General features: G+C 56.5%; 21 protein-coding genes. 18 read left to right on the plus strand and 3 right to left on the minus strand.

Going from position 1 to position 26,979, the window contains the following annotated elements:
* Positions 1 to 8 precede the first annotated feature (8 nt).
* The 7 genes from pqqB to hemA all read left to right on the plus strand — a co-directional run bounded on the left by pqqB (position 9) and on the right by hemA (position 5,774).
* Positions 9 to 923 carry a pyrroloquinoline quinone biosynthesis protein PqqB gene (gene pqqB / locus HDF09_RS01205; protein ID WP_183760468.1) on the plus strand — a complete coding sequence of 305 codons (915 nt, stop codon included), beginning with the start codon at positions 9 to 11 and terminating at the stop codon, positions 921 to 923.
* Complete coding sequence (gene pqqC / locus HDF09_RS01210; RefSeq protein ID WP_183760471.1) at positions 896 to 1,666, plus strand: pyrroloquinoline-quinone synthase PqqC; 771 nt, start codon at positions 896 to 898, stop codon at positions 1,664 to 1,666. The genes pqqB and pqqC overlap by 28 nt, the downstream gene beginning before the upstream one ends.
* Positions 1,663 to 1,971 (plus strand): pyrroloquinoline quinone biosynthesis peptide chaperone PqqD, encoded by a 309-nt coding sequence (gene pqqD / locus HDF09_RS01215; RefSeq protein WP_183760473.1) that lies wholly within the window; start codon positions 1,663 to 1,665, stop codon positions 1,969 to 1,971. The genes pqqC and pqqD overlap by 4 nt, the downstream gene beginning before the upstream one ends.
* Positions 1,972 to 2,073: 102 nt before the next feature.
* Positions 2,074 to 3,159: a pyrroloquinoline quinone biosynthesis protein PqqE gene (pqqE, locus tag HDF09_RS01220; protein WP_183760475.1), complete on the plus strand. Its 1,086-nt coding sequence runs from the start codon at positions 2,074 to 2,076 to the stop codon at positions 3,157 to 3,159.
* A 139-nt stretch (positions 3,160 to 3,298) separates the two neighbouring features.
* Complete coding sequence (locus tag HDF09_RS01225; RefSeq protein WP_183760477.1) at positions 3,299 to 3,508, plus strand: hypothetical protein; 210 nt, start codon at positions 3,299 to 3,301, stop codon at positions 3,506 to 3,508.
* 191 nt (positions 3,509 to 3,699) lie between these two features.
* Complete coding sequence (ccsA, locus tag HDF09_RS01230; protein WP_183760479.1) at positions 3,700 to 4,509, plus strand: cytochrome c biogenesis protein CcsA; 810 nt, start codon at positions 3,700 to 3,702, stop codon at positions 4,507 to 4,509.
* Positions 4,506 to 5,774 carry a glutamyl-tRNA reductase gene (gene hemA, locus HDF09_RS01235; protein WP_183760481.1) on the plus strand — a complete coding sequence of 423 codons (1,269 nt, stop codon included), beginning with the start codon at positions 4,506 to 4,508 and terminating at the stop codon, positions 5,772 to 5,774. Before ccsA ends, hemA begins: the two co-directional genes overlap by 4 nt.
* Positions 5,775 to 5,861: 87 nt before the next feature.
* Here hemA and HDF09_RS01240 read toward each other — a convergent pair whose 3' ends face one another.
* Positions 5,862 to 7,313, minus strand: a complete 1,452-nt coding sequence (locus HDF09_RS01240) for a sugar transferase (RefSeq protein ID WP_183760483.1) — start codon at positions 7,311 to 7,313, stop codon at positions 5,862 to 5,864.
* A 725-nt stretch (positions 7,314 to 8,038) separates the two neighbouring features.
* Between HDF09_RS01240 and HDF09_RS01245 the strand changes: the two genes are divergently transcribed.
* From HDF09_RS01245 to HDF09_RS01295, 11 genes are all read left to right on the plus strand, one after another.
* A complete protein-coding gene (locus HDF09_RS01245; protein WP_183760485.1) occupies positions 8,039 to 8,686 on the plus strand; it encodes a 2OG-Fe(II) oxygenase in 648 nt (215 codons plus the stop codon).
* 338 nt (positions 8,687 to 9,024) lie between these two features.
* Positions 9,025 to 10,128: a glycosyltransferase gene (locus tag HDF09_RS01250; RefSeq protein ID WP_183760487.1), complete on the plus strand. Its 1,104-nt coding sequence runs from the start codon at positions 9,025 to 9,027 to the stop codon at positions 10,126 to 10,128.
* A gap of 418 nt (positions 10,129 to 10,546) precedes the next feature.
* Positions 10,547 to 12,856, plus strand: a complete 2,310-nt coding sequence (locus HDF09_RS01255) for a GumC family protein (protein WP_183760490.1) — start codon at positions 10,547 to 10,549, stop codon at positions 12,854 to 12,856.
* Positions 12,843 to 13,868 carry a polysaccharide biosynthesis/export family protein gene (locus tag HDF09_RS01260; RefSeq protein ID WP_183760492.1) on the plus strand — a complete coding sequence of 342 codons (1,026 nt, stop codon included), beginning with the start codon at positions 12,843 to 12,845 and terminating at the stop codon, positions 13,866 to 13,868. The genes HDF09_RS01255 and HDF09_RS01260 overlap by 14 nt, the downstream gene beginning before the upstream one ends.
* 83 nt (positions 13,869 to 13,951) lie before the next feature.
* The gene (locus HDF09_RS01265) at positions 13,952 to 15,292 is read left to right on the plus strand and encodes an O-antigen ligase family protein (protein ID WP_183760494.1); all 1,341 of its coding nucleotides are present in this window, start codon (positions 13,952 to 13,954) and stop codon (positions 15,290 to 15,292) included.
* A 216-nt stretch (positions 15,293 to 15,508) separates the two neighbouring features.
* Positions 15,509 to 17,440 carry an HAD-IIIC family phosphatase gene (locus tag HDF09_RS01270; RefSeq protein ID WP_183760496.1) on the plus strand — a complete coding sequence of 644 codons (1,932 nt, stop codon included), beginning with the start codon at positions 15,509 to 15,511 and terminating at the stop codon, positions 17,438 to 17,440.
* A gap of 90 nt (positions 17,441 to 17,530) precedes the next feature.
* Positions 17,531 to 17,770, plus strand: coding sequence for an acyl carrier protein (locus tag HDF09_RS01275; protein ID WP_183760498.1), 240 nt, complete (start codon positions 17,531 to 17,533; stop codon positions 17,768 to 17,770).
* Between the two features lie 67 nt (positions 17,771 to 17,837).
* Positions 17,838 to 18,992 (plus strand): GDSL-type esterase/lipase family protein, encoded by a 1,155-nt coding sequence (locus HDF09_RS01280; RefSeq protein ID WP_183760500.1) that lies wholly within the window; start codon positions 17,838 to 17,840, stop codon positions 18,990 to 18,992.
* Between the two features lie 34 nt (positions 18,993 to 19,026).
* The gene (locus HDF09_RS01285) at positions 19,027 to 20,466 is read left to right on the plus strand and encodes an MBOAT family O-acyltransferase (RefSeq protein WP_183760502.1); all 1,440 of its coding nucleotides are present in this window, start codon (positions 19,027 to 19,029) and stop codon (positions 20,464 to 20,466) included.
* Between the two features lie 193 nt (positions 20,467 to 20,659).
* Positions 20,660 to 21,982, plus strand: coding sequence for a lipopolysaccharide biosynthesis protein (locus HDF09_RS01290; protein WP_183760504.1), 1,323 nt, complete (start codon positions 20,660 to 20,662; stop codon positions 21,980 to 21,982).
* A gap of 143 nt (positions 21,983 to 22,125) precedes the next feature.
* On the plus strand, positions 22,126 to 24,321 hold the full coding sequence (locus tag HDF09_RS01295; RefSeq protein ID WP_183760506.1) for a glycosyl hydrolase family 28-related protein: 2,196 nt from the start codon (positions 22,126 to 22,128) through the stop codon (positions 24,319 to 24,321).
* A 77-nt stretch (positions 24,322 to 24,398) separates the two neighbouring features.
* Here the strand turns inward: HDF09_RS01295 and HDF09_RS01300 are convergent, their stop codons facing one another.
* Both HDF09_RS01300 and HDF09_RS01305 read right to left on the minus strand, forming a co-directional pair.
* A complete protein-coding gene (locus HDF09_RS01300) occupies positions 24,399 to 26,063 on the minus strand; it encodes a GMC oxidoreductase (protein WP_183760508.1) in 1,665 nt (554 codons plus the stop codon).
* Positions 26,060 to 26,944, minus strand: a complete 885-nt coding sequence (locus HDF09_RS01305; RefSeq protein ID WP_183760510.1) for an aldo/keto reductase — start codon at positions 26,942 to 26,944, stop codon at positions 26,060 to 26,062. Before HDF09_RS01305 ends, HDF09_RS01300 begins: the two co-directional genes overlap by 4 nt.
* Positions 26,945 to 26,979 lie beyond the last annotated feature (35 nt).

Here is a 26,979-nt window from a genome sequence, read left to right on the forward strand (position 1 = left end):
GAGTTTCCGTGAGGATTAAAGTCCTGGGGGCCGCCGCAGGTGGCGGCCTTCCGCAATGGAACTGTACCTGCGCGAACTGTTCCGCTCTGCGCCAAAACCAGCCGAACATTCAATCCAGAACTCAGTCTCAACTAGCCGTGACGGCTGACGGAGACGCGTGGCTCCTTGTCAACGCCTCCCCCGACCTTCGCCAACAACTCATCAACAATCCTGAAATTCATCCAGACCCCGCAAAGGGCCTGCGCAACACTCCTGTCGTCGGAATCATCCTGACCAGCGCCGATCTCGACCACATCCTCGGTCTTCTCCTCCTGCGCGAGTTCACCCCGGTTCGCATCTACGCCACCCGCCCGGTCATCAGCATTCTGAAAAAAAACAGCTTCTTCCAGATGCTCGATCGCCTCCCCGGACAAAGCCGCTGGACAGAGATCGAGCCCGACGTAAGCTTTCACGCCGGCAACGGCCTCGTCTGCACTCCAATCGCACTCTCAAGCAGTCTCCCCTCGTATATCGGCGAACAAGAGCGCGCCGCCCTCGACCCAACCGGCGCGACGATCGGGCTGATCCTCGAAGATACTCAAAGAACCCGAGCAGCCTATCTCCCAGCTCTCCCCGCGATAACCGATCCCTTGAAGGAGCGTCTCTCTACATGTTCCACTATCTTCATAGACGGAACATTTTGGAGCGATGACGAACTGCAGAAGATCCAACCCGGAACACCATTAGCCCGCTCCATGGGCCACCTGCCGATAGATGGCCCGGACGGCTCTCTCGCAGGCCTCCAAGATCTCATCAACACACGCAAAATCTACACACACATCAACAACACCAACCCGATCTTGCAGGAACAAAGTTCAGAGCGTCGCACCGTCGAGGACGCAGGCTGGGAAGTGGCATGGGACGGACTAGAGATAACGTCGTAGATCAGGAAGAGCCGGTTTTGCTCGACAAACCAGCTCTGCGCCAACGTCTCCAGCAAGTGGGCGAGGCGATGTATCACCACAAACATCCCTTCCATCTACACATGCACGCAGGCGAGCTCACACGCGGCCAGATGCAGGCCTGGGTGCTCAACCGCTACTACTACCAGAGCCGCATCCCCATCAAGGACGCCATCATCCTCTCCAAATCCGAAGATGTCGCCTTCCGCCGAGCCTGGCGAAAACGCATCATCGACCACGACGGCGACGCCGGAGCAGGTGGTATCGAAAAATGGCTCCAACTCGCAGAGGCCGCCGGTCTCAACCGCAGCTACGTCACCAGCAACCACGCCATTCTCCCCGGCGTTCGCTACGCCGTGGACGCCTATATCGAGCTGGTTACCCACAGCACTCTGCTCGAAGCCGTCTCCTCCTCACTCACCGAGTTATTCGCCGGTCAACTGATCGCCTTACGCATGGACGCTCTCGCGAAGCACTACCCCTGGCTTCAAGATGGCCTCGCCTACTTCCAGGGCCGTCTCACCCAGGCCCCCGAAGACGCCGCATTTGCCTTCGACTACGCCGCCGAACACGCCGACACACCTCATCTGCAATCATTAGTAGTCCGCTCCCTCGAACGAAAGTGCGCGCTACTCTGGGCCCAACTCGACGCGCTTCACTACTGCTACGTCGAGCCGGGATCCCTCCCCCCACAGCCCAACATCTTTCGCCCCGAGGCGTCATGAGCGAGACCCCCGAGACCCCCGACACGAGAGTTCCGCGCCTCGCAGTAGGCTGTCGCGTTCGCACTGTCTCGCCCGACGAAGCAATGCTTTTAGTCCCCGAAGGTGCATTGAAACTCAAAGGCGCAGCCAGCGAGATCATCAGCCTCATCGACGGACAGCGCTCAGTCGAAGCAATCACAATCGAACTCCAACAGAAACACGCCACAACCGACTCATCGCAAATCGCCACCGAGGTAAAACAGTTCCTGGACAAGCTCCACGCAAGAAGCGTCCTACTCTACAGCGACCAGGCAGAAGATTCCTAATCGCGACCAACGGGAGCGCCAACCGAAGGGGTATACGCGTCACGATGTGACCGCCGCCCGCGCAGGGCGCACTTGAGCATACAATCTTTTCAAGCCGTAACTATGTCGACACTTCCAGGCCCACTCTCCCTCGTAGCAGAAGTAACTCATCGCTGCCCCCTGCATTGCGTCTACTGTTCGAACCCGCTCCAGATGCAGTCCGCAGCAAACGAGCTATCAACCGACGATTGGACAAGAGTCTTTCATCAAGCGTCAGAGCTAGGCGTCCTTCATCTTCATCTCACCGGAGGCGAACCCCTCTCGCGACCCGACATCGCAAACCTAGTCGACGCGGGCAGGGAAGCGAACCTCTACGTCAACATGATCACCTCAGGCCTCGGCCTCACCGCCGACCGCATGCACGAATTAAAGGACGCTGGCCTCGAACACATTCAGCTAAGCCTCCAGGACGCAGATGAGGAGAAGGCAAACGAGTTCGCCGGTGCTCGCGCCCACGCTCACAAGCTGAAGCTGGCCGCACTCATCCGTCAACAGGACATAGCCTTCACCGTCAACGTAGTCGTGCACCGCGACAACCTCGATCGCCTCGAAGCAATCCTCGCTCTCGCCGAATCTCTCGAGCCGCAGAGAATCGAAGTAGCCCACGTGCAGTACTACGGCTGGGCTCTCAAAAATCGCGACAGACTCATGCCCACCCCCACTCAGGTTGAACGCTCCGTGCAACTGATCACCGAAGCCCAGTCCCGGCTGAGCGGCCGCATCCAGCTCCAGGCCGTCTTCCCGGACTACTACGCGCGCTATCCCAAAACCTGCGTCGGCGGTTGGGGTCGCCAGATGATGCTCATCGACCCCGCCGGACTGGCTCTCCCGTGCCACGCCGCCGCCATCATCCCCGGCATGAACTTCGACTCAGTCCGCGCTCACACCCTGGAGTGGTTGTGGAAGCACTCTCCAGCCTTCAATCGTTTTCGCGGCACCGACTGGATGAACCCGCCATGCAGCACCTGTGATCGCAGAGAGATAGACCTCGGAGGCTGCCGATGCCAGGCATTTCAACTGACCGGCGACGCGGCCAACACCGACCCCGCATGTAGTCTCAGCGATCAACACGAAAGTCTGGTCGCAATCGCACAAGCCCGCCCAAGCAGCGATTCGCAGTGGGTCTATCGCATCCTCGCCAAGTCGTGAATCCATAACCCCAGGAAAACAGACCACATCTTCCTCTCTCTCCTGGAGCAGTGTCAGAGCAGAACCCCTACATCCTTTGAGGGATGTCCTGTCGAACTCGCGTCACTGTAGTGTCGTCTTCGTTCCAAAGGACAGGATTATGGCCAGAGCGACAATGCCGGTAGGGATCAACCTGAATCTCACCTCTTCAACCCGAACCAAAACTCAAGATATCCCCGAAAGGGATCTCAACAAAGGTTCGAGCCCTGCCGCTGGAATCGTCTTCGGCCTTCTCTGTTCTCTGATCGCCTGGATGTTCCTCGCCTATGGAATCTATCGCCTCCACGCGATGTCCATCGCAATTCGATAAGCCTGCAAATTGCCACGGTAGAACAAGTTCCGACGATCCTACACGCAAACCAAAAGATACTCACGCCCTGCCGCTCCACAGTCAGGCTTGCGTCCCGATGAGACCGTGCGAAACCGCCAGCACCCACGCAGAATCAAACTCATAAGCGATATACTCAATGTTTGCGGAAAACTCCGCGAAGTACGTCACTTATGTCTCTTTTCTGGCTCAGAGTCGCGGTCTTACTCTACGGCATTGCCGCGCTTGCGGTCCTGCCGGCCGCCCTCTATGAGCGCCCCCGCTGGCGCCATATCGCCGTCCCCGCCACCGTAGCCGCAGTTTTCTTCCACTTCGTCTCGCTGGCCGAGATGCTCAACGCGGCCCACCATCGCCTCCCCGTAGACACCCACGAAACCCAATCCTTCCTGGGCCTTCTCCTCGCCCTGGCCTTCCTCCTCGTCTACGCCCGCTACCACACCGTCTCGCTCGGCATCTTCCTCCTGCCTATCTGCTTCCTTCTCGGCCTGGTCCCAGCCTTCCATCCCGGCCAGGAGAGCACCACCTTCCCCATCCTCCACGCAGGCTGGATCTTCCTCCACGTCGCTCTTCTTCTTGCCGCCTACGCCGCGCTCTTCCTCTCCATGCTGGCCTCGCTTCTCTATCTGGTGCAGGAGCGCCGTCTCAAGCAGAAATCGCCAACCCTCTCCTGGCTGCCACCGCTAGAAACCACCGACCAGATCGCCCTCAAAGCCCTCCTCTTTGGCCTGCCCTGCATGACCGCCGGCCTACTCATCGGTTCGCTCATCGCCCAGGCCACCGTCGGTGCCTCTTACTTCCGTGACCCCAAGATTCTTCTCGCCTTCGCCATGTGGTTGGTCTATGTTGCAATGATCCACATCCGCCGCATCTCTGGCCTCCGTGGCCGCCGAGCCGTCTACCTCTCCAGCTTCGTCTTCCTGGTCATACTCACCGTGTGGGTAGCAAACCAGTTCTCCGCGGTCCACAGGTTTACCGCCCCATGAGCGCGACTACACAGGGGCGTCTCGTCCTCCTCGGCATCAATCACAACACCGCGCCCATCGAGGTACGCGAGCGCCTCGCCATCCCCGCCGAGCGCCTCGCCGACGCCACCCGCACCCTTCTCCACCAGCCCGGCGTCCGCGAGGGCCTCATCCTCTCCACCTGTAACCGGGTCGAACTCCTCACCCTCCAGGACGACGCCGAAGCCGCACCGTCACAGGCCAAAACCGACCTCCTCCGCTTCCTGCACGAGTACTTCGCCGTTCCGCCGCACGACATTCAGCCCCACCTCTACGAGTTCCGCGAGCGCGAAGCCGTCCGCCATCTCTTCCGCGTCGCCAGCTCCCTCGACAGCATGGTCGTCGGCGAACCCCAGATTCTCGGCCAGGTAAAAGAGGCCTACACCGTAGCCCGCGACGCCGGTGCCGTCTCCACCCACCTCGAAGCCTTGATGCAGCGCACCTTCACCGTCGCAAAAAAAATCCGCACCGAAACTCAGATCGGTTCAAGCTCTGTCTCCATCGCCTCGGTAGCCGTCGATCTCGCGCGGAAGATCTTCGGCTCCCTCTACGGAAAGACCGTCCTCCTGGTGGGCGCCGGCAAAATGTCCGAATTAGCCGCCCGTCACCTCATCCAACAGGGCGCATCCTCCATCCTCGTCACCAACCGCACCCAGTCCCGCGCTGAAAAAATAGCCTCCGACTTCAACAGCCTCACTGTTCACACCGAAGCCATTCCCTTTGAGGCCCTCTACGAGCAGGCCGATCGCGCCGACATCGTCATCACATCCACCGGCGCCCCCCAGATGATCTTCGGTCGCTCCCACGGCCAGCACTTCCTCCATCGTCGCCGCAACCGTCCCATGTTCTTCATCGACATCGCCGTCCCCCGCGACGTCGACCCGCGCATGAATGAGGTCGAAGGCTGCTTCGTCTATGACATCGACGATCTCCAGCAGGTAGCCACCGCCAACCTGGCCGATCGCAGCCGCGAGGCCGCAGCAGCCGAGAATATCGTCAGCAGGGAAGTAGACAAGTATCAGGAGCGTCTCCAATCCCGCGACGCCGTCCCCGCCATCAAAGCCCTTCAGCAACAGGCCGAGCAACTCCGCCAGGCCGAACTAGTCCGCTCCCAATCCAAGCTCGCCGATCTCACCGCCCAGCAGCGTGACGCCGTCGAAGCCCTGACCCGCTCGCTCACAGCCAAGCTTCTCCACCCCCAACTCACCGCGCTCCGCGAATCCACACGCAAAAAAGACTCCGAGTAAGACTCGGAAGGCGTTCTGCCTCATGTCTACTCGGAATCCTTCTCAGTCTCGTTCCGCCAATACCAGCCCGCTTTGCCGAAACTATATCTACACTGCGCCTGAGCCACGAAAGACTGCAGGAATAGTTTGAAACAGGATCTTGATATCGAGCCACATCGACCACTGGTCGATGTAGCGCATATCCAAAGCCATCCATTCATCGAAGCTGATCGAGCTTCTCCCCATCACCTGCCACAGGCACGTAATTCCAGGTTTGACGCTGAATCGTCTCCGGTGCCAGTCCTTCGAGAACCCTTCATAATCTCTAACGGGAAGTGGCCGCGGACCGACAAGACTCATGTCGCCGAGGAACACATTGACGAGCTGAGGAATCTCATCCAGACTCGACTTCCGTAGAAACTTACCCAACGGAGTGATCCGAGGATCGTTCTTCAACTTGAAGGTCGGGCCCTTGGTCTCGTTCAAATGCTCCACCTGGGCCATCAGCTTCTCTGCATCGACCACCATGGTCCGAAACTTCAGAATCTCGAACGGCCGTTTCCCGTAGCCAATCCTGGTCTGACGAAAGAAGACGGGACCCTTCGAGGTCAACCTGATCAACGCCGCAACCAGGAGAAAGACCGGAGCCAGCCCCAGCAGCAGCACTGCCGACACAACCGCATCGGTGACTCGCTTGATCATGAAGCCCCATGCATTCCACGACTCGTCATGCAGAGTGATCGTGCCTACCCCTCTCTGCAGATACGCGGTTCGTTTCGTCTGTTCCTGATCGAAGAACGTTCCGATGCTTCGCACTGCAATCCCATGATCCCGGCACGAGGCAACAATCTCCGCTATCTGCTGATAGAACGAAGCCAGAGGCAACGCCACGATCACCTCGTCCACCGGAAGCGTCCGCAACAGAGAGGGAATCGAATCCAACCCGCCCAGCAAGGCCCCTGCATTGGACGCAGCCGTCTCTTCAGACCACCATTGATCGTCAACGAAACCCTGCAGGTGATAACCCCACTCCGGATGCAGTGCGACATCCTGCGAAAACCCGTGGGCGCGTCGATTGGTCCCGACCACCAGAACATGGCGAAGGTTATAACCCTTGGAACGGAACACACGCGCCAAAGCTCGTCCCACCAGCCGAGTGGATACAAAGATGGCAAAGCTCACTGCGCCGAAGACAGCGCTGATAAAACCAATCTCTGCGATGCTGTGCTTCGAGTGGGAGCACACCAGCCACAGCCAGGCACAGGAGGAGAGAGCGCAAAGTACGCTCGCTATAAAAACATCCACGACCTCTCTGACAAACCCATCCACTCTTCGAGAGCGATAAAACTTATTTGACCGCAGAATTCCGTGCCATACTACCGCCAGCACCAGTGTCGCGAGGAAGACTTGTACGGGGTGCCGCGTCTCCAGGGAGTCAAGAATTCCAAAGAAGCGGTGGCCGGACGTGAAAGCATACGCGCCGCCCAAACTGCCGAATAATAGACAAAGGTCGCCGAACTCCACCAACTCTAAAAAGATTTTCCTGTTGGGTGGTGTCATAGATCTAGCCCCTTTTCATGAATGCTGTAACGCAAGTTATGATGCGAAGCCGACAAGGGAAAAGTTGATTACCACACATCACTAGAGTAACCAGGCACCCAAAACTCTGCAATGAAGCGGATGGTCCGAGAAGGCCTTCTCATATCTTCGGCAATTCGCTATCTCGACCTCTAGAAGCAATTCTGAGGCCGCACCGAGAAGGAGGACTCTAATCTGCCAAATAGACAAACAACCCTGGTAGAACTCCTCCCCAATCACCTCTTTCTAGAGAGTTATGGTCAGGTTTGGGGATTTACAGGACACAGGCTTACGGCTTTGGACTCGAAAATGCTCACAACCCGGAGAGAAAGTATCCCATTCCCTGGGGAAGAGAGAGAAACTCCGAGGAGAAAAGCATGAAAAGAATGTGACATTGCTAAAAATTTGCCTACTACGTGGGAACTTTCGTTCCATTCGTACCTCGGATGGTGCACTTCAGCCGACTCCACCAACCACGGTACGGAACTATAATGATCTATTGATCGAGCAAGCTCTGGCGTTCCGTGCAACGGAGAAATATGCAAAACCAACCGGGTATCCGCGATGTGTCTAGGCTCCTTGACCAGCTCTCTCTCTCCGAGAGTTCCTCCAGCCTGGCCAACCGATATCAGAATAGTCGACCGTACCCCTATCTCACGATCGATAACTTGTTCAATTCAGAGCAGCTCACGGCCGTGCTTCAAGAGATGTCCCACACCAGAAAATCCGACTGGGTGCATCACAATACCCAAAATCTCGAAAAGCTTGGGCAGAAGTCTGCCGCCGGGCTTGGACCGGCTGGCTTTCAGCTCGTAGCTCTGCTTCACTCAGCTCCATTCCTCTATCTTCTTTCGGAGATTACGGGAATCTGGAATCTGCTGCCTGACCCCTATATGCATGGTGCGGGCTACAGCATCATCCCCCCAAAAGGAAAGTTCGACGTCCACATCGACTCCAACGCCGACCTGACCAGCGGACTGATTCGCCGTCTCGCTTTGATCATTTATCTCAACCATGACTGGACCTCGGAGTATGGCGGCCAGCTCGAGCTGTGGAACGAAGATGCGAGTCGCAAAGAGGCCGAGATAGAGCCCATCTTCAACAGAACGTTGCTGATGAATATCTCGGAGACCTCCTACCATGGCATCAATCCGGTCGTCGAACCTACCGGAAGGTCGCGTTATTCCTTCATGATCTACTACAACACCGTCGGCAACATCCTCGGCAAAGAGATGGGTGTGCACAGCTCTCTGTATGCACCTGACTGTTATAAGCCGAAGCCCACGGCACGTAGTCTGGTTCGCAAGTGGACGCCTCCTGTTTTCTACGACTTCGTTCGTCAGAGGATCCGGTAGCTCTCACTTCGATCCATTCGATAAACGGCTTCAGGGATAACATGACGGGTGAAGTAAGAACCTTCGTCTTAGATTTCAAGTCTGACGGTTTTAACTTAGGTTGACAGGTGACGCGTCTTACCACTGCATCTCACTCAATATGCGTGTGCTATGCAGTCTCGATGAGAGTATCTTCCTATCCCACTTGCGATAACTTCTCTCCAATGCGAAAGCGCAGCGACTACGTTACAGTGAAAAACACGGATAGATTTTTTTGAGGCCTGATGCGGATTCTGTTTCTACACAATAGATACATCTATCGAGGTGGAGAAGATGAATCTCGAGAGCAGGAGATCGCGATGCTTCGCGCGCGCGGAGAAGATGTTCACGACTACACGCTCGACAACGCTGAAATAAAATCAGGGAACCTCATCACCATCGGTCTGCGTTCGGTCTGGAACACTAAAGAGGCCGACCGAGTGAAAGATCTGATCCGATCCACAAAGCCGGATCTCATGAAGGTAGATAATTTTTTTCCTCTCCTTTCGCCCTCCATCTTCGACGCTGCGAAGTCAATGGGAGTTCCGACCGTTCTCTCCGTACGAAACTATCGGCTTATCTGTCCGTCCGCCAATCTGTTTCGCGACGGCCACATATGCACCACATGCGTTGGGAGCAAAGTTGCACTCGCCGCCATTGAGCATCGTTGCTACCGGCAGAGCTATCTGCAATCGGCTGCAGTGGTTGCCAGCAATGCGTACGCTCATCTCCGCGGCATCTGGACCAACTCTGTCGACCGCTACATCGCAGTCAGCAGCTTTGTCAAGCAGCAGCTCGTCGAAGGTGGATTTCCCGAGGAGAAGATTCTCGTAAAGCCAAATTTCATCTCGGACAGCGGAGTCGGCGACGGCTCCGGCGGATATGGCTTATATGTCGGACGTCTCACCGAAGAGAAGGGCGTTCGCTCGCTTCTCAATGCGTGGCCGGACGTGCCGTCATCAGCCTCTTTGAAGATCATCGGCGATGGCCCCCTCGAGTCCGTCGTTCGTCAGGCGGCGCAGGCTGATCCGAGGATCGAGTACCTGGGACGAAAGTCGCTGACCGAAGTCTGCGACTATCTCGGCAAAGCCGCCTTCCTCATCTTCCCGTCGCAGTGGTATGAGCCCTTCGGCCGCACGATCGTCGAGGCATACTCCAAAGGGACGCCGGTCATTGCCGCCCTGACCCCACCGATGAAGGCGATGGTCGACGATGGCGTAACCGGCCTTTTATACAACCCCTCTGATAGTAAGGACCTTGCCGCCACCGTAAGCATCCTTATGGCAGATAAGGAGCGTCTGAACCTAATGCGGGTTCAGGCTCGAGCGAAATATCTAGCTGCCTACACGGAAGATCAGAACTATCGACAGCTCATGGATATCTTTCAGCAATGTATCCATACGTATCACGCCCAGCCCGCGTAGCAAAAGGAGATACCTTCCTGCAGTAGAGTCAGTCTTACAACAGGACCAACCTATCTACGAGTAACAGGTCCTTCAAGAATGAAGAATGCAGTTTGAAATTTGTTACATCGTTTGAACAGACTGAAGTTAGAAAGAGACGGAAACCCTGAGCGCTGCCGAACATTTATTGTTAGAGGACACCATAGGAATGACATTCAACTCATACTGCTGCAACGCTCTATGGGCGGTTATTCCGTCACAGATGTTCGAGGAGACCAGTAAAGGCTGTGGTAGTATTCATGAATAAATACCTGATCTGCACTGTAAGATTTTTAGCCCTCGAGTCTCAAGAGGGTGTTGCTCTTGAGCTAGCACAATTCATAGCATTCCCTCGATCAGTTACCTCCGGCCGGGGAGAATGCAAAAAAGGATTATTGCTATGAGTGCACTTCAGCCACATCCCACTCTCTCTACAAAAAATCAGTCTGCCGCCTTGGGTACCTTGTCCGACGACGCTCTCTTCGCATCGGGACCTTCCGAGTACGAGACACTTTCAGGTGTCCTCCGGGTTCTGCGCCGGCGATGGAGGACTGTCGTTCTCGTCACCCTCGGCATCTTTCTTCTGGGCCTGCTGGTCTGCCTCATCATGACCCCGAAGTATGCCTCCACGGCCATCATAGAGATCAACAAAGAAGATAACAGCGCGAATGTATCCACCGACACGGGAACCGCGTCGCCGACCGCTGATGAGCTGAAGGCCGAGATCGAAACCGACATCAGCGTCCTTCAAAGTGATGGGCTGGCGTTGGCCGTGATCCGCGATCTCAACCTCACCCACACCCGCCCCTTCAGTGGAGATATTGTCTCGTCCGAGAAGGACAAGCCCCTTGATCAGGCTCCGCTCACCCGCGAGAAGCTGATCAAACGATTTGCGAAGAATCTCACCGTCGAGTCGCCGCCGGATACGCGCCTCATTACCGTCACCTTTCTAAATCCCGATCCCGCCGTAGCCGCCAATGTGGCCAATGCCATCTCGCAAAAATTTATCGATAGTGCGATGGATCGGCGCCACAAGTCGACGATCCAGTCGTCCTACTGGCTCCGGAAAGAACTCGACGATCTGAAGAAGCAGGTAGAAGACTCCGAACAGAAGCTGGCGGACTACCAGAGGGAGTCAGGGCTTGCGGGCGTTCAGATCTCCGCAAATGGTGGCGGTGGCGACAACGCAGGTGGTGCCGCCGGCATCTCCCCGCATAGTACCGTCACGGATCGGCTCTACACGCTGAACCAGGAGCTCACCGCTGCTGAGTCCAACCGCATCTCCACCGAAACCGTCTTCCACCTCGTCCAATCCCAGGACCCCGAAGTAGTGCTGGGCCTGGGTTCCATGAGTGCCTCCGGAGGAAACGGTGGCGGATCGCTCACACCCGATGGCGGCATTCAACTCATCCGATCTCTCCGGACCGAAGAAGCTGCGCTCGAACAGGAGTACGCAGGCGCCGCCGTCAAGTATGGCGCAAACAACCCGCGTCTCGCCCAGACCCAGCAGCAGCTCGATGCAGTCAAACAGCAGCTCCACGCCGAACTGCAGCGCATCAGCAAGCGCGCCGAAAACTCCTATCTCTACGCCAAGCAGAACGAAGACACCATCCGGCAACAGTTCGTCAAGCAGCAGTCGAATGCAAACGAGATGGCCGATGCCACTGTCCATCTTCAAGTGCTCGCGCAGGAGGCCTACTCCAATCGAGCTCTCTATGAGAGTCTCTTCTCCAAACTGCAGACGGCTAATCTCGCCTCCGGGGTTCGCGCCACCCGCATCGACATCGCCGACCAGGCTCGTCCCGCGGGCACACCGGCCATACCGAACTATCTGAAGTATCTGTCTCTGATCGCCGGCGTAGGAATCTTCTTCGGCATCTCCTCCGCCTTTCTGCGTGAGAGCCTCGATGAGACCGTGCGCAGACCACGTGATCTGCAGAGGATCGCAGGGCTTCGCATGCTGGGCTATGTCCCTAGAATGCAGACCAAGAGCTTGCTTGCCTCAAGTGGCGGAGACAGCAAGTTGATCGACGCTCCAAAGGCTCCTTTCTCCGAGGCCTTTCGCGTCATCAGAACCTCCATCATGCGTGCTCTCCCATCGATTGGATCGAGGACCCTGCTCGTCACCAGCGCTGCAGGCCGTGACGGCAAGACGACTGCCGTCTACAACCTCGGAGTGGCCTTCGCACAGCAGGGTGCTCGAGTTCTGCTGCTGGATTGCGATCTTCGCAACCCGGATCTGCACCGCCTCTTCGGGTGCGCGCTATCGCCCGGTGTTAGCGATCTGCAGGATCCTGTCACGAAGGCCGAAGTTCTCGGCATCGTACGCCATACCTCGCTCTCCAACCTCTTCATGCTTCCCGCCGGGCCCCCCCCGGAGTTCCCAGCCGAATTCTTCGAATCGCAGACCTTCGATGCTCTCCTGCGGGTCTGTGCCGCCGACTACGACTATGTCCTGATCGACAGCCCACCCATTTTGTCCGTCACAGATACCTCCATCATCGCCAGTAAGGTTGGCGGCTCTATCGCCGTGGTTCGCTCACGCAGCACGACGCAGTCGGTTCTCTCCAGTCTGATCGAGAGCCTGCATCACGCCAATACTCCGGTACTCGGGGTCGTGCTCAACGACGTTCGCAATCCTGAGAACGATGGATTTCATGGCTACAGTTATTCCAGGCAAGAGGAGGGTCCTATCCATGCAGGAATTTAGGTTTGGAAGAAAAAACTGGGCGATTCCAGCATTGACGGGGTTGCTCGCACTCACGTCCTGGACTGCCCTGGCACAGGGGAACGCGGCTCCAAAGGTCGGCGGAACCAGCACCTTCGATAGTCCAGGGGCAAATGAAGGTCAGGGAGCCAACAACAGGAGAAGGCTTACCACCCTCACTCCGGTCCCGGAGGACTTCTCCAACCTGAAGCTCTCGCCCGGCTTTCTACTCAGTATGGACGTCTATGACGCGCCTGAGCTATCGACCGATCTCCGCATCGACACTCAGGGCAACGTCGTCGTTCCCATGGTCGGCTCCGTCCACATACAAGGCGAGACGATGACCGAGGCGGCGGCGTCGATCGGGCAACGTCTCAAAGACGGCAAGATCCTCAACAATCCGCAGGTCAACCTGAACATCACCCAGTATTCTGGACAGAATGTCAGCGTCCTCGGCGAGGTTCACACCCCCGGGCGTATCGAGTTGCTGGCCCCGCACAGTCTCGATGACGTCATCGCCCTCGCAGGCGGCGAGACCGAACTGGCAGGAAACACCATTGAGATCCGTCATGCCCCGGGCGTCACCCCGCAGAAAGAGACGATCCACTTCTCCCGCAGTTCGGATGATCCGACTATGAACGACGTCAGCGTTCGTCCTGGTGACACGGTCACAGTGCGCAGAGCAGGCGTCGTCTATGTCCTGGGCGGAGTCACCCGGCCCGGCGGCTATGTCATGCAGGAAGGCGGGGAGCTGGACGTAGCCCAGGCGTTATCCATGGCCTACGGAACCACGATGGGCGCTGCCGTCGGCTCTATGCGGATCATCCGTAAGCTGCCTGACGGGAAGGTGCAGGAGATCCCCGTAGCGTATCGCGATATTGAAAAAGGAAAAGCCCCCGCCCCGAGGCTTCAAGCGGAAGACCTTCTCTACGTCCCCATCAGCAAGGTCAAGACGGTCCTCACCACTTCACTGCTTTCCGCTACCTCTTCGGCTGCACTCTACGTGTACCACTAGTCGATCGACGGCCCGATCCAGGTGTCGATCGCGAGACAAGCAACTGGACCGGGAGCGGACACCATGGACGACTCTAAGACTTTATGACGCTTGATCGACCCTACTCAGCGCAGAATCCGCTCTTGTACTGGACCTCCCTGGTCTACATCGTCGGCGCGCCCAACTTCCTTCACTTCGACACGACAGGGCGCACCCACGAGCTCGGTCTCTTCAATCTAACCTCCATCAGTCAGATCGTCATCGCGCTCGGCAGCGTCTATGTCCTCACAGCGGTTCTGTTCTTGAGCCATCGCCCGCTCTTGTGCCGCAAAGTAAACTTCGCGCAGTGGCTGTGGTTCCCCCTGCTGTTCCTGCTCGTCGTGGCCACCGTGCTGCACCCTCGCAGCCACCTCACCCCGTCTTCTGCAAAAGACGTCATCATCAGCCTCTATCGCCTCTTCGAATGGGTCCTGGCCTTCGCCCTTTTTCTGGCTCTTTACACCCGCACGCCACTCGAACACGCAACAGAGGTCGTCGTTCAACTGATCGGTCGCGCTTCCTGGATCTGGACCGCAATCGTCTGGATCGTGCTACCCGTCATGCCCGCACAAGTCTATGGCATCTCTGAAGAGTCCACCAAGGCAGTCGCCCAGCTCGGAGGTCAACTCATCTCTCCGTCCTACTTCGCCACCCTCTCCGTTGCGGCATTCTTTTATGCTCTCTTCTATTTTCCGCGCGGCCTCGCCACGGTTGCAGGCTGCATGCTCGCATTTGTAGATATAGTCTTGGCACGAACCCGTATCGAACTGATCAGCTTCCTCTTTTTGCTGATCATCTATGCGATCTTCTTCTCGGGAAAATTCATCCTGCGCATGGGCACGATTATCGGACTCGCAGCTTCCGGAGTGTTGGGTATTCTCTTCCGGGATCTCATCTTCAAATTTCTCTCTCGCGGCCAGAGCCTCAAAACACTCTCCACTCTCGACGATCGCACTCGCGTATGGCAGGCGACCTATGAGGCCGCTCGTCTCAGACCCTTCATTGGATATGGCTTCATCGTAGGCGCTAAAAATGCGATTAAGGACCATTGGAAATATACCCACTGGACCCCGCCTCATGCGCACAACGAGTTGCTTCACGCATGGGTCAGTGGAGGAATCTTCACTGCCATCATAGTTCTCTGTCTTTATGGCCGGGCGCTTTGGACCGCATTGAAGACAGTCCGGCAAGGCACGCCGGAGGTGTTCCTGTTCCTCTTCTTCCTCCACTTCGTCGTGAGATCAATTGGGGGACCAAATCTAATCGTGGCTTACGGCCGTGTCGGGGCAGTTTTTCTGCTGACTTTTATAGGCATCGTCGCAAATCCCCAATATGCTTCCCGCAAGCGGCTCAAACAGTCTAAAAAAACCTCAGTACATCTTCATCCCCAGGAAGTTGGAGCATAGCAATACCGGGCAAGAGATTGTATGCAAGGCCACAATCAATAAGACGCTGCCATAGTCAGAAACTCGTTACACTGATATCGCTGGCTTCAACGAAGCAACCAAAAGACCTCCCATGCCGTCTTTTTAATTTTGAATAGGCAATCAGTCTTCGTAGAATGGAACTGCCCATCTGAATTTTCGACCAGCGCACAGCAACCAAAGGAGCTGATTCAGCCTATGAGCAGTAGTATCTACGCCGATCTCTTCTGGCTCCCCAAATCTCCCGAAAACTTTTCCTCTCTCTGCCGGTCCGTTCTTGAAGACGATCATGGACTTGGCCGAAGACTGCAAGGGCTCGCCAAATATGCCCTCAACGGAAATCAGCTAGGTCGTCTGGCAAAGGTACTTGCAAAGGCACGCGCCGACGGAATGTCTCTGGCTCCCCTGACACCGTTTCGGCTCGGAGTTCTCAGTAACTCAACCCTGGACTTCATCGTGCCCGCGCTCGAAGCCACGGCTCTCCGTCACGGTATCGCGCTTGAGTGCATCAAGGCAGACTACGGCCAGGTCATCCAGGCGGCCCTTTCGCCAGACTCAGTCATCAATCGTGCTATGCCTGACGCAGTTCTCGTCGCGGTGGACCTCCGTTATCTTCCTCTGCAATCGACTCTGGGAAATCAAGAGGCGGCCGCGGCCGCAGTGTCCGGTGTCCTCCAGCACTTTCAGGCCATCCGCGAAGGCGTCCGGAATAACAGTGGCGCCATCTCGATCCTTCAAACCCTCGCGCCTCTTCCCGAGAGTCTCTTCGGAAGTTTCGATCGCGTTCTTCCCGGTGCACCCCGTCAATTGATCGATGCAGTCAATCGTGGGCTCGCCGAAAGTGTCTACGGCACTGAAGACGTCCTGGTCGACGTCTCTGCGATCGCTGAAACTGTCGGCCTTGCGCAGTGGCACTCTCCCGCCCAGTGGAACATGGCCAAACTCCCCTTTGCGGACGAGCTGGTTCCGCTCTATGCCGACTACGTCGCTCGCACCATCGCCGCACTTCGAGGAAAGAGCAGGCGCTGCCTCGTCCTCGATCTGGACAACACCGTATGGGGTGGCGTCATCGGCGACGATGGCCTGGAAGGAATCAAAGTGGCACAGGGAGACGCGGCCGGCGAGGCGCATCTGGCAGTGCAGAGAATGGCTCTGGCGCTTCGCGAACGCGGAGTCGTACTAGCCGTGTCGTCAAAGAACAACGACGATGTTGCACGCAAACCCTTCCGCGAACATCCCGAGATGCTCCTCAAAGAAGACCACATCGCCGTCTTCCAGGCCAACTGGAACGATAAAGCGACCAACATCAAAGCGATTGCAGAAGAACTCTCACTCGGCCTGGAGTCCTTCGTCTTCCTCGATGACAATCCCGTCGAGCGAGGACTCGTTCGAGAGATCCTTCCGCAGGTAGCGATACCCGAGCTTCCAGATGATCCCGCTCTCTTCTCTCGCACGCTGAGCGCGGCAGGTTACTTTGAGGCCGTTACATTTTCCTCTGAAGACCTCAAGCGCGCAGACTACTACCAGGACAATGCGCGCAGAGTCACACTGCAAAATCAAGCGGGAGACATCGACGCCTACCTCGCCTCCCTCAAGATGGAGATCACCTTTCAACCCTTCGACCGGACAGGCCGAAGCCGCATCGCCCAGCTGATCAACAAATCGAATCAGTACAACCTCACCACTCATCGGTACACCGAAGCCGAAGTCGCAGCGGCAGAGACCGATCCCCGTTGCTTCACCCTGCAGGTCCGCCTCGCCGACATCTTCGGAGACAACGGCATGATCAGCGTAGTCATCTGTCGCCGCACCGATCCCAAGGTATGGGAGATCGATACATGGCTGATGAGCTGTCGTGTCCTCGGTCGAAAGGTCCAGGAGGCGGTGCTTCGCGAGATACTGAAGCACGCAGAAGGAAACGGAATCGAAGAGCTGATCGGAATCTACAAGCCAACCGACCGCAACCAGATGGTCGAAGGGCACTACCGTTCCCTCGGATTCGAGCAGATTGGTTCAGAGCCCGACGGCTCAACAACGTGGAAGCTTCTGGTACAAGAAGCCAGTGTTGTGGAAACCGCGATGTTGGTCCGATCGACTGGCTTTGAAACTGTTGAAATAGGAAACATCTGAAGCCCAGATTGCACCAGGCAAGCGCCGCTGATTCGCCCGATGTGATTCGTGCTACCAGGACAATTACAAATAAAGAGATGGAGTGTGTAAGTGGAATCAACTGAAATCTATGATCGTCTTACAAAAGTCTTCCGAGAAGTGTTCGATGACGATGAGATAGTCGCTCGTCCCGACCTGACTGCTTCTGACGTCGAAGAGTGGGACAGCCTCAAGCATGTACGCCTCATCCTCTCCGTCGAAAATGCATTCAAAGTTCGCTTCTCTGCGTCTGAGGTCAGCAACCTCAAGAACGTCGCTGATCTCGCGAAGGTCATTCAGTCGAAGGTGTAGCGCGTAAACTGGTTGTCAAATTGATAGCAATTTGCTCTAAGCCATCCAGATCTCTTGAGCGACAATTATGAGCACAATGGTGACCCTTCCAAAGGATCAACTTCCTCGCCGCGACCTCTTTGTTCTCCCGGCGCTCAGTATCTTGACCCTCCTCGTCCTTCTCATAGCATCCGAGGCGGCAGCAAGATTTTTCTTCCCCGAACAAAAGACCGATTACTGCGAAATCCCGAATGCGCGTCTCGGCTTCAGCTACAAGCCAGGCTGCATCACCCACGTCAAGGCCGCTGAGGGCCCCTGGGTCATCAATCAATATAACGACTGCGGCTATCGCTCTCGGGAGTCCTGTGGACCCAAGCCATCAGGAACAACGAGGATCGCCTTGATAGGGTCTTCGATCGCCGAAGGATGGCTCGTCGGTTACGACCAGAGCTTCAACGCTCGCACCGCGAAAGATCTCACCGCCCGCTGTCATCGGCCCGTCGAGATCCAGAACCTCGGTCGCCAGGCATGCAGCCTTACCTGTATCTCCCGCCGCGCCGACGAGGCTCTCGCTCTCAAGCCCGACGTTCTCCTGATGACCATCAACGCAAGCGACATAGAGACTCTTACGGAAGCAGACATGGCCACCCGCTTTCAGCCAACCGTGCCCGCTCACAAGGACCCCGCAACCGAAAAGCGTAGTCCGGTCAGGCGGATCAAATCTCTATTCGCCGAAAGCCGGGCAATGATCGTGATAGAGCACTATCTCTTTCAGGATGCTGCGACCTACCTTCGCCTGGCCCTCATCAATACGAATGCCACCGGCTTCCTGCATACTCCTTTCAACTCCGCATGGGAACAGCGCTTTCATAACTTGGATATCTTGCTCTCAGAGACTGCAGCGAAGGCTCACGAGGCCAACGTCCCGTTCGTTCTTGTTGAATTTCCAAGCGCCGCTCAGACCGCAGCTCTTGTTCTAAACGACCCTGCTCAAAAATTGGACCCCGATGCGATCAATACGCGTCTGGCCCAGATATCTTCCAGCCATGGAATCAAATTTGTGAACACGCTAAACGCTTTTCGGGAGACACCTGCATCAAACAAACTTTACTATTTGGCCGACGGCCATCTGGACGGTGAGGGACAGGCGCTGATCAGCGGACCGCTGGTCGAGCAGTTGACCGACTCAAGCGATCCAGTAATCGCTGGCTGTCCTGTTCTACACGCTCAAGGGCCCCGATAGAGCTCACTACCGAATAACAGCAGGAGCTTCTGACATGACAATCGCATCATTTACATTTCTCGGATTTGCGCTTGCCGTGGTCCTTATCTACAACTGCTTCTCGAGTGCGACCTGGCGGATGTGGGTCTTGCTCCTGGCAGATCTAGCGTTCCTCTCCACCTTCTCCCACAGCGTCTCCGCCTTTGTCCCACTCACCGTCTTCCTGGCATGCGGCTTCTTCGCCGTCCAAGCCATGCAGCGTGCTCACAAAGAAGCGTCCTATCTGTGGATCATCGGTGGAACGATCCTCGCCTTCATCTGGCTAAAGAAATACACCTTCCTGCCCCACGACACGTTCCTGCAATTTGCTTACACTACGCTCGGCCTCTCCTACATCTTCTTCCGCGTCATGCACATGATCATCGACTCCCATCAGGGAAGCCTCAACCAAAAAGTAGGCCCGCTTGCTTACCTGAACTACACGCTAAACTTCACGACACTGGTCTCAGGTCCCATCCAAAGCTATCCCGCCTTCATCGAGCAGCACCTCGCTCCCGTACGCCCGCCCCTCACCATCATCGACATGGGCAACGGACTGGAGCGAATCGTCGTCGGGTTCTTCAAAGTGAACGTAGTCGCCCTGGTTCTATCGATGATTCAGAATCAGGCGATCAATGCACTCTCTTCCTCTCAGCCTCTCGCAACGCGAGCCCTTACCGGAGCCATCATCGCCGCAACCTATCCGGTCTACCTCTACTACAACTTCTCCGGCTACACGGACATCGTCATCGGCATAGCGCGCTTCATGCGAATCAAGCTTCCAGAGAACTTCAATCGCCCCTTCTCGACCGACAACTTTCTCGAGTTCTGGAACCATTGGCACATGACCCTCTCCGGCTGGCTCAAGGAGTACGTCTACAACCCACTCCTCAAGTCGCTCATGAGACGCTATCCTTCGCCCCGCGCAGAACTCTCCCTCGGAGTCATTGCCTTCTTCGTCACGTTCTTCCTCATCGGTATCTGGCACGGACGCACTTCGGAGTTTCTCTTCTACGGCGTCCTGCTCGGAATCGGCGTCAGTGTCAACAAGCTGTATCAAGTCAAGATGGCGAAATCCCTGGGCAAGAAGCAGTACAAAGCTCTCGCCAACAACTGGATGTATCAAGCACTCTGCCGTGGCCTGAACTTCACCTTCTTCGCGTTCTATCTTCTCTGGTTCTGGTCTACCTGGAAGGACCTGGGTAAGATGGCCAACACCTTGGGTCCGTCTGCGCAGCTGCTGGGATGGAGCCTCATCTTTATCGTCTCCACCATTGTGCTCGCTCTCTGGCAGGTCGTTCGTGCCAGCGTCTTTCGTGTGCAATGGGAAGACCAGCCCTTCATCTTGTCCCGCTACGTGAGAACGGTCTTAGACACGAGCCTCGTCTTCGTCTTATTGGTTGTGATGGAGCTTCTCAATACACCGGCTCCCGATATCGTCTACAAGGCCTTCTGAACGCAGCAGCTTCCAATCGTTCCAGCGAATCGATCATGTTACATACTCATGGGGGAAGCGATCGCGTCGAATGATATTCTTAGGTTGTGCCTTGCTTCCATCACAGCCTCGCACAGCTCCTTTCAAACATGTCTCGATGGACGAGGGTTCCCTGCGTTGCTTACGAAAAGTGTCGACACAGGTAGAGGTGGCATTGAGTACTGAACAACTAGCGCTGAAGCAAACCTTTTTCGCACGGATCCTTGCCAGGATCGGTGGAGGCCGAACCCCTGCCGCACTCTTCGATCAGGGACTCGTCAGCGGCGCCAACTTCATCACGAATGTCGTCCTGGCACGCGGCTTCGGTATCAGGGACTATGGCGTCTTCGCTCTTGCATGGGTTGCCGTGCTCTTCGCCAATAGCCTTCAATACGCTCTCATCATTACCCCCATGGTGAGTGTCGGGCCAAAGCAGGAGCCCGAAGAACGGCCCGGATACTATGGCGCAGTTTTACTGCAGGAGTTTATCTTCGCGTTCTCTGCCGCGTTGATTATGTTCGTCTGCGTGAAGCTGTCGGTCCGCTTCTTCCCTCAGTGGGGAGTAGGTAATCTCGCTCTTCCCATCAGCGGAGCAACCCTCGCCTACCTGCTTCAGGAGTTCGTACGCCGCTACTTCTTCTGTACCCGCCAGAGCAAGCTAGCGCTCATCACCGATGTGGTCAGCTATCTGACCCAGCTTCCCATCATCTATTGGATTGTGCACAGCCATTATGCGAGCCTCTCCAATGTGCTGTGGATCATCGCCGCCACATCCTTCATGGGCTTCATCACCTGCCTCAGATGGTTCGAGCCAGTCACCTTCGATCGGCTCGCTTCCAAAAAAGTATTTCTCCGGCACTGGCGCATGTCTCGCTGGCTTGCACCCACCGCCTTCATGCAGTGGGGAGCAGGGAATCTCTTCCTCATGGCCGCCCCGGTCTACTACGGAGCCGCCGCCTCCGCAATCATCAGGGCTGCAAACAACATCGTAGGAGTGGCCCACGTCTGGTTCTTAGGTCTGGACAACGTTGTGCCGGCAGAGGCATCGCGACAGATGCGCCTTGGAGGTGTCGATGCAATGCTCCGCTACATCAAACGAGTAGTCATCCTCTGGGGGGGCGTCACCCTGACCTTTGTCACCATCGTCGCCTGTTTCCCCACCCTATGGCTCAAATTGGCATACGGGCAAAAATACTCCTCCGACGGTTCAGTGCTTCGTCTCTACGCGCTCCTTTATATCTTCATCTTTATCGCGGGTCCGCTGCGCGCTGCACTACAGGCGCTTGAATACACTGCACCCATCTTCTGGGCCTATCCCGCCTTGATCGCCTTCTCCGTCGCATTGGCCGGCCCCTTCGCTCGCAACCTCGGACTCAACGGCGTCATGCTGGGCATGTGTGCCACCCAGTTTGTCTTTCAGACCTTCATCGGCGTTGCGCTCTGGTTCCGAGTTCGTAAGGTACGACACGACATATCGTTGCAGAATATCGGTCCCTAAAGCCCAGAGAGCCCTCCCCAAAAATCGTGTCGAAAACGGAGCATCTCTCTCATAGCTTTGTTTGTCCTAACTTAAAGCAGATCGTGTTCTCCGGCTTTCAATCATGCGGAGACAACTCGTCGCTAACTCAAGAGGGGTTGATCATGAGAAGACTTTGTCAGTTCGTACTCCTGCTATCGTCTCTTCCAACGGTGGCCGCAACCTACACCGTCACCTCACCCCATCTCACCATGCACGCGGGCGACCCGCTACCTCCCCTGATCTTCAACATCTCGGCTTACTCCGGAAGCTATGCGAGCCACTTCAAAGGATCGCCAGAGCTAACCACCGCGGCAACTTCACACTCTCGCCCCGGTAGCTACCCCATCGTCATCAAGCAGGGTTCCATGGCCGCCGTCGATGGCAGCGAACTGAAGTTTGTAAACGGCGTGCTCGATGTCATCCCGGCAGATGACATCGGCGCTAGGCTCACCAACGGGATCTCTTATCCTCCAGGATTCTTCAGCGGCCCGGGTGACTATGCGCTGCTCAACGTCACCAACAATCCAACAGCAAATCTAGTAGGCGACTGCGTGACCGACAACGCTGCCAACTTCGCCAAACTGCTAAGTCAAAACGGCAAGCGCATCCCCACCACCAGAAACGGAGGAGGTGCCCCACTTAATCTGTACTTTCCGCCCGGCTGCTACGCCACTAGCCAGCCGCTCACAATCTACGGCAGCTTCTGGCATCTCTGGGGAGCAGGCCCACAGCAGTCCATCATCAAGCTTCTCCCCAACTCGCCGGTATTCAACACAGGCTCCCCCACGCAGTTCTTCAGCCCGCAGAGCGCAGGGGGAAATGAAAACTTCTCCGAGTACCTCTTTAATCTAGGCTTCGAAATAGGCGCAGGGAATCCGAACGCAGTCCCCGTCACCACGGTACAAAACAACTCAGGAGTCTTTCGCAACGTACAGATCTGGGCCGACGACTCCAACTGTCCCTATGCGATGAACTTTCGTCGCGGCTTTCCCGGCCCTGCCTTCTTCAAGAACATCGCCATCTACGGATGCCAGAACGCCATCTCCAGCAATCAATCCGAATACAACGCCACCTTCGAAGGACTCACCACAGAAGGTCAGACGTCGACAGCCATAAATCTTCAAGCCTTCAAGATGAGTATCCGTCACTGGCTCAACGACAATCCTTCAACCGCTCTGGCCGCCGCCGGATCCACCACCGCAAACGTCTCCATTCTAGACTCAAAGTTCGTAAACGGCTCTCCGTCGACACCGGGAATCACCGTGGCGTCAGGCAGTTCTGTCTACATCAAAAACCTGGCTTCCAACGGCTACAACCCAACCGAAAACGACTCCGGCTCAGGCACGCCGGTCGCCCGCAACGGCAACATATCTCAGGCATGGACCGGCAATCCGCAGAGCGTCTTCAACGCGACGCAATCTCCGGACTCTCTCCATATCCCCGTCAACGAAACTCCAACGCCCTCCGACCCACCCGTCAACACCTGGACAAAACTCGGAGACGAGGTCACAACGTGGCCTGCACAGATCGCAGGCTCCAGATCAACGACCGTCTACACCGCTCCCGGTGTCTACACCACCTCTGGAACGACAAACATCACGGTGCCTGACACAGTCAACCACCTGCAATTCTTTCAATCGAAGTTCCAGAACGGAAAGCCGCAGATCGTCCTCACCATCGCAGGCAAATCCACCACTCCTTTGATCCTCGATGGCTGCCCTTATGAGTCCTGCCAGGTCGTCCACACCAGCGCCAGGCCCGTCGTCATTCTCGATTCCACTCTCACCAGTTACACCTCCAGCAACGGCGCCGGCGATCTTTACCTCGAGGACGACGAACTCAACTACCTCAACACCGGCTTCCCAACCTTCTACCCGTCGCAGCACGTATGGGCGAGACAACTCGACCTCGAGCAATCCCAGAACCAGAAGTTCCTCTGCCAGGGCGGCACTCTATGGATGCTCGGCTACAAAACAGAACAGGCATCGCCATCCATCGTCCTCACCAACAAGGCGCAGGCTGAGGTCTTCGGCTTTTTCTTCTATCAAAACAGGGGACCGCTCCAACCCGTCAGCGCAAACATCTATCTGACAGATTCCAGCCTCTTCGCCACCGGCTGGACCAAGGTAGACGTTCCGGGTCGCGGCCAGCCAAACTGGGTCATCGAAAATCAGAGTGGAAGATCCTCAACCTTCGCCACGCACGATACCATGACCTCCCAGCAACTCAACGTCTTCTACTCTTATGGAGGAGACACTCCCACCCGAGCAAAGCTTCGTGCCGTCGGCTCACCCACACGAAATCAAAACCAGAAGTAGAGCGTTCGCTATCGTCGCATGCGGACGAATCCTGCAAGGCACAGGTGATCCCGGACCACGTCGCAATGCAAGCGAAACTACGCGAACCCCGCCAGATGTTCGCCCAGACGAAGTGCAAGCGCCACAATCGTCAACGTCGGATTCGCATGACCTCCGGTAGGGAAGACCGAACTCCCGGCAACATACAGGTTCTCGACTCCGTGCACCTTACAACTCTCATCGACCACGCCATGCTCCGGAGAGGTTGCCATTCGAGTGGTCCCGATATGATGCGCCGCAGAGTTGAAGTGCTCAAATCGACGTCTCACGTAATCTGCTAACTCCCCTTCGTCGAAGATAAGCTCTCCCGCTCCCGCAGCGCGATACCGCTCCACAAAGATTCGGTGCGCCTCCACCACAGTCCGTATGTCCTGCTCCGTAAACGCGAGATCGACCACTGCCCGCGGCACACCATGTTCATCGAACTGATCAGGAGATAAAGTAATCCGGCTATCGCGATTCGGTACCTGCTCCGCCTGATAGTAAAGCCCCAGATACTTCGACTTCACCGACGGCAGTACCGACGGCAACCTCCGGTCCTTCGCTGCCCGCGCACGCCCAAGCTTCACCAGCCGGGGAATCGACGCCAGCCCATCTGACGCAACAATCGCAAGATGCTGGCGAACATCAGGCGCCAGTGCTTTCAACTTGGATCGTCTCTTCGAAAACCCATGCGCGCGCATCACCGCAAGCGCAGCCTTCGCCACAAACACGGCGGAAAAAATTGCGTCGCGATGACCGTGAGCGGCGTTCGTCCTGTCGAGAAAGAAGATAATATTGTTGATCCGCAGTCGCGCCTGCGCCTCTTCCGAGATCGTCCATCGCCGCCGGCAATAAACGCCATCGCTATCACGCTCGTAGTCATATTTGATCGCCTGCCGGTTCACGGGAGCAAGCGAGGTATACGTCCCATGAGGATGAGCCTGATAGAAACGTCCAACTAGGTCGCGTTCATTCCCGACCCCTGCAGGATGCAACTCGCTCTTGGATGACAGAAGAATTCGAGCATTTTCAATCCCGCCCGTCGCAAAAACAAACGTCTTTGCGCGAACTTCGAATCTCTTCCCCTGGGAGATCGTCCGCACGAAATCGATCCTGTCCTTGCGATCTGTCGAAACAAACTCCAGCACATGGGTATTCAAAACGACGCGGACGTTCGCTGCATCGGACAGAACAACCTGAAACTCTTTTGCGAAATCTATCGGCGGGCTCCATCGCTCCAGGTGCCAGTCCTCCAGGTCTTCGCTCTTCATGCCGGGAATGATCTCCCCACTCTCAGCAGGGAAAACCTCGCGGCTGTCGAAGTCATACCGCCCAGCGCGACAAAGCGTTAGAGCTCGACGATAAAACGGTTGCATCTCTTCGTAAGAGAAAGGCCAGCCACTCTCGGCGATCCAATCCCGCGCCTTGAAATCAATCGGATCGAAGGGGATGCACCGACCTCCCCATGCAGAAGATGCCCCGCCAAACACGCGCCGCCGATTCTCCTCAAGACTCTCATGCGAGCCTGGCCTAGCGATAACGCCGCGGTTCAAATCCTGATCTGAGGCGGACTCCCGGTTCGCCCCGCCGCCCACCAGCAGCAGGATACTCACTTTCTTCTTGAGTAACTCCAGCGCAACGCTGATCGCCGCCGGGCCACCGCCGACAATACAAACATCCGATTCGAGCATCTCCCCGGAAGGGTTGCCGGTGAGAATCATGCGAACGCCTCCTTCATCTCCGCGAACATCTCTCGCATCTCTGCTCCATACTCCAGGGCCTTCAAGTTCTCAAGCAAATGACCAGCCGAAAGTGTTCCCACAAGAACAGTGCTCACACCCTCCTGGGCTGCGGCATAAGCAATCAGCAACTGCGGAGTAGCAATCATCCCAACTCCATGTCGTTCGCGCATCGAGTTCCACTCACCGGCATGCTCCTTCAACAGCGTCTGCGGCTTCAACACCTCATTGGCAACAAGCGGCACCTGTCCCTCCACGCACAACTCTCCGATCGTCCCCGCATTCGGCGAACACAGCGACACGGGCGTCTCCACAATCATCACCTGTCCCGAAGCAAGGCCCTGCCGCACCACTGCGGGATCGCTGGTGGATACTCCGGTCAGGCGACTCATCCCCTTCGTCCGTATCGTCTCCAGCGCGGCCCAACTCTCATCCGTCGGCTCGCCAGCGACAGCCGCGTGCAGCAAAAAAGCATCGACGTGATCTGTCCCCAACCTCTTCAAACTCCGTTCGACACAGCGCACCAAATAGGCCTTCGAAAAATCTCTCCCTGGCGACACCTTCTGCTTCAACTTTTTTCCGATCTGGTTTAGCGGAGAGAACGCTGCAGGCAAAGCAACATGCGCAAATCCGGCCTTCGTAATGAGAAAGCAATCGTCGCGCCGCCGCTCCTTAAGAGCCGCCCCAATTACGCGCTCACTGTCACCGGAGCCATACGTATCAGCCGTATCGATCACCCTGATGTCATGATCGATCGCCGCATGGATCAACCCAATCGCCTGACGACGGGTAAGCGACGAGCCCAGCGATGCCAACCGGCCCGTACCGAGACCCATCCGCGAGATCGGAGTCGCAACTTTCATCGGTCCCTCCGCTTCATAAATCTCACCCTCCAAAA

Source organism: Edaphobacter lichenicola, from assembly GCF_014201315.1.
In the GTDB taxonomy this organism is placed as follows: domain Bacteria; phylum Acidobacteriota; class Terriglobia; order Terriglobales; family Acidobacteriaceae; genus Edaphobacter; species Edaphobacter lichenicola_B.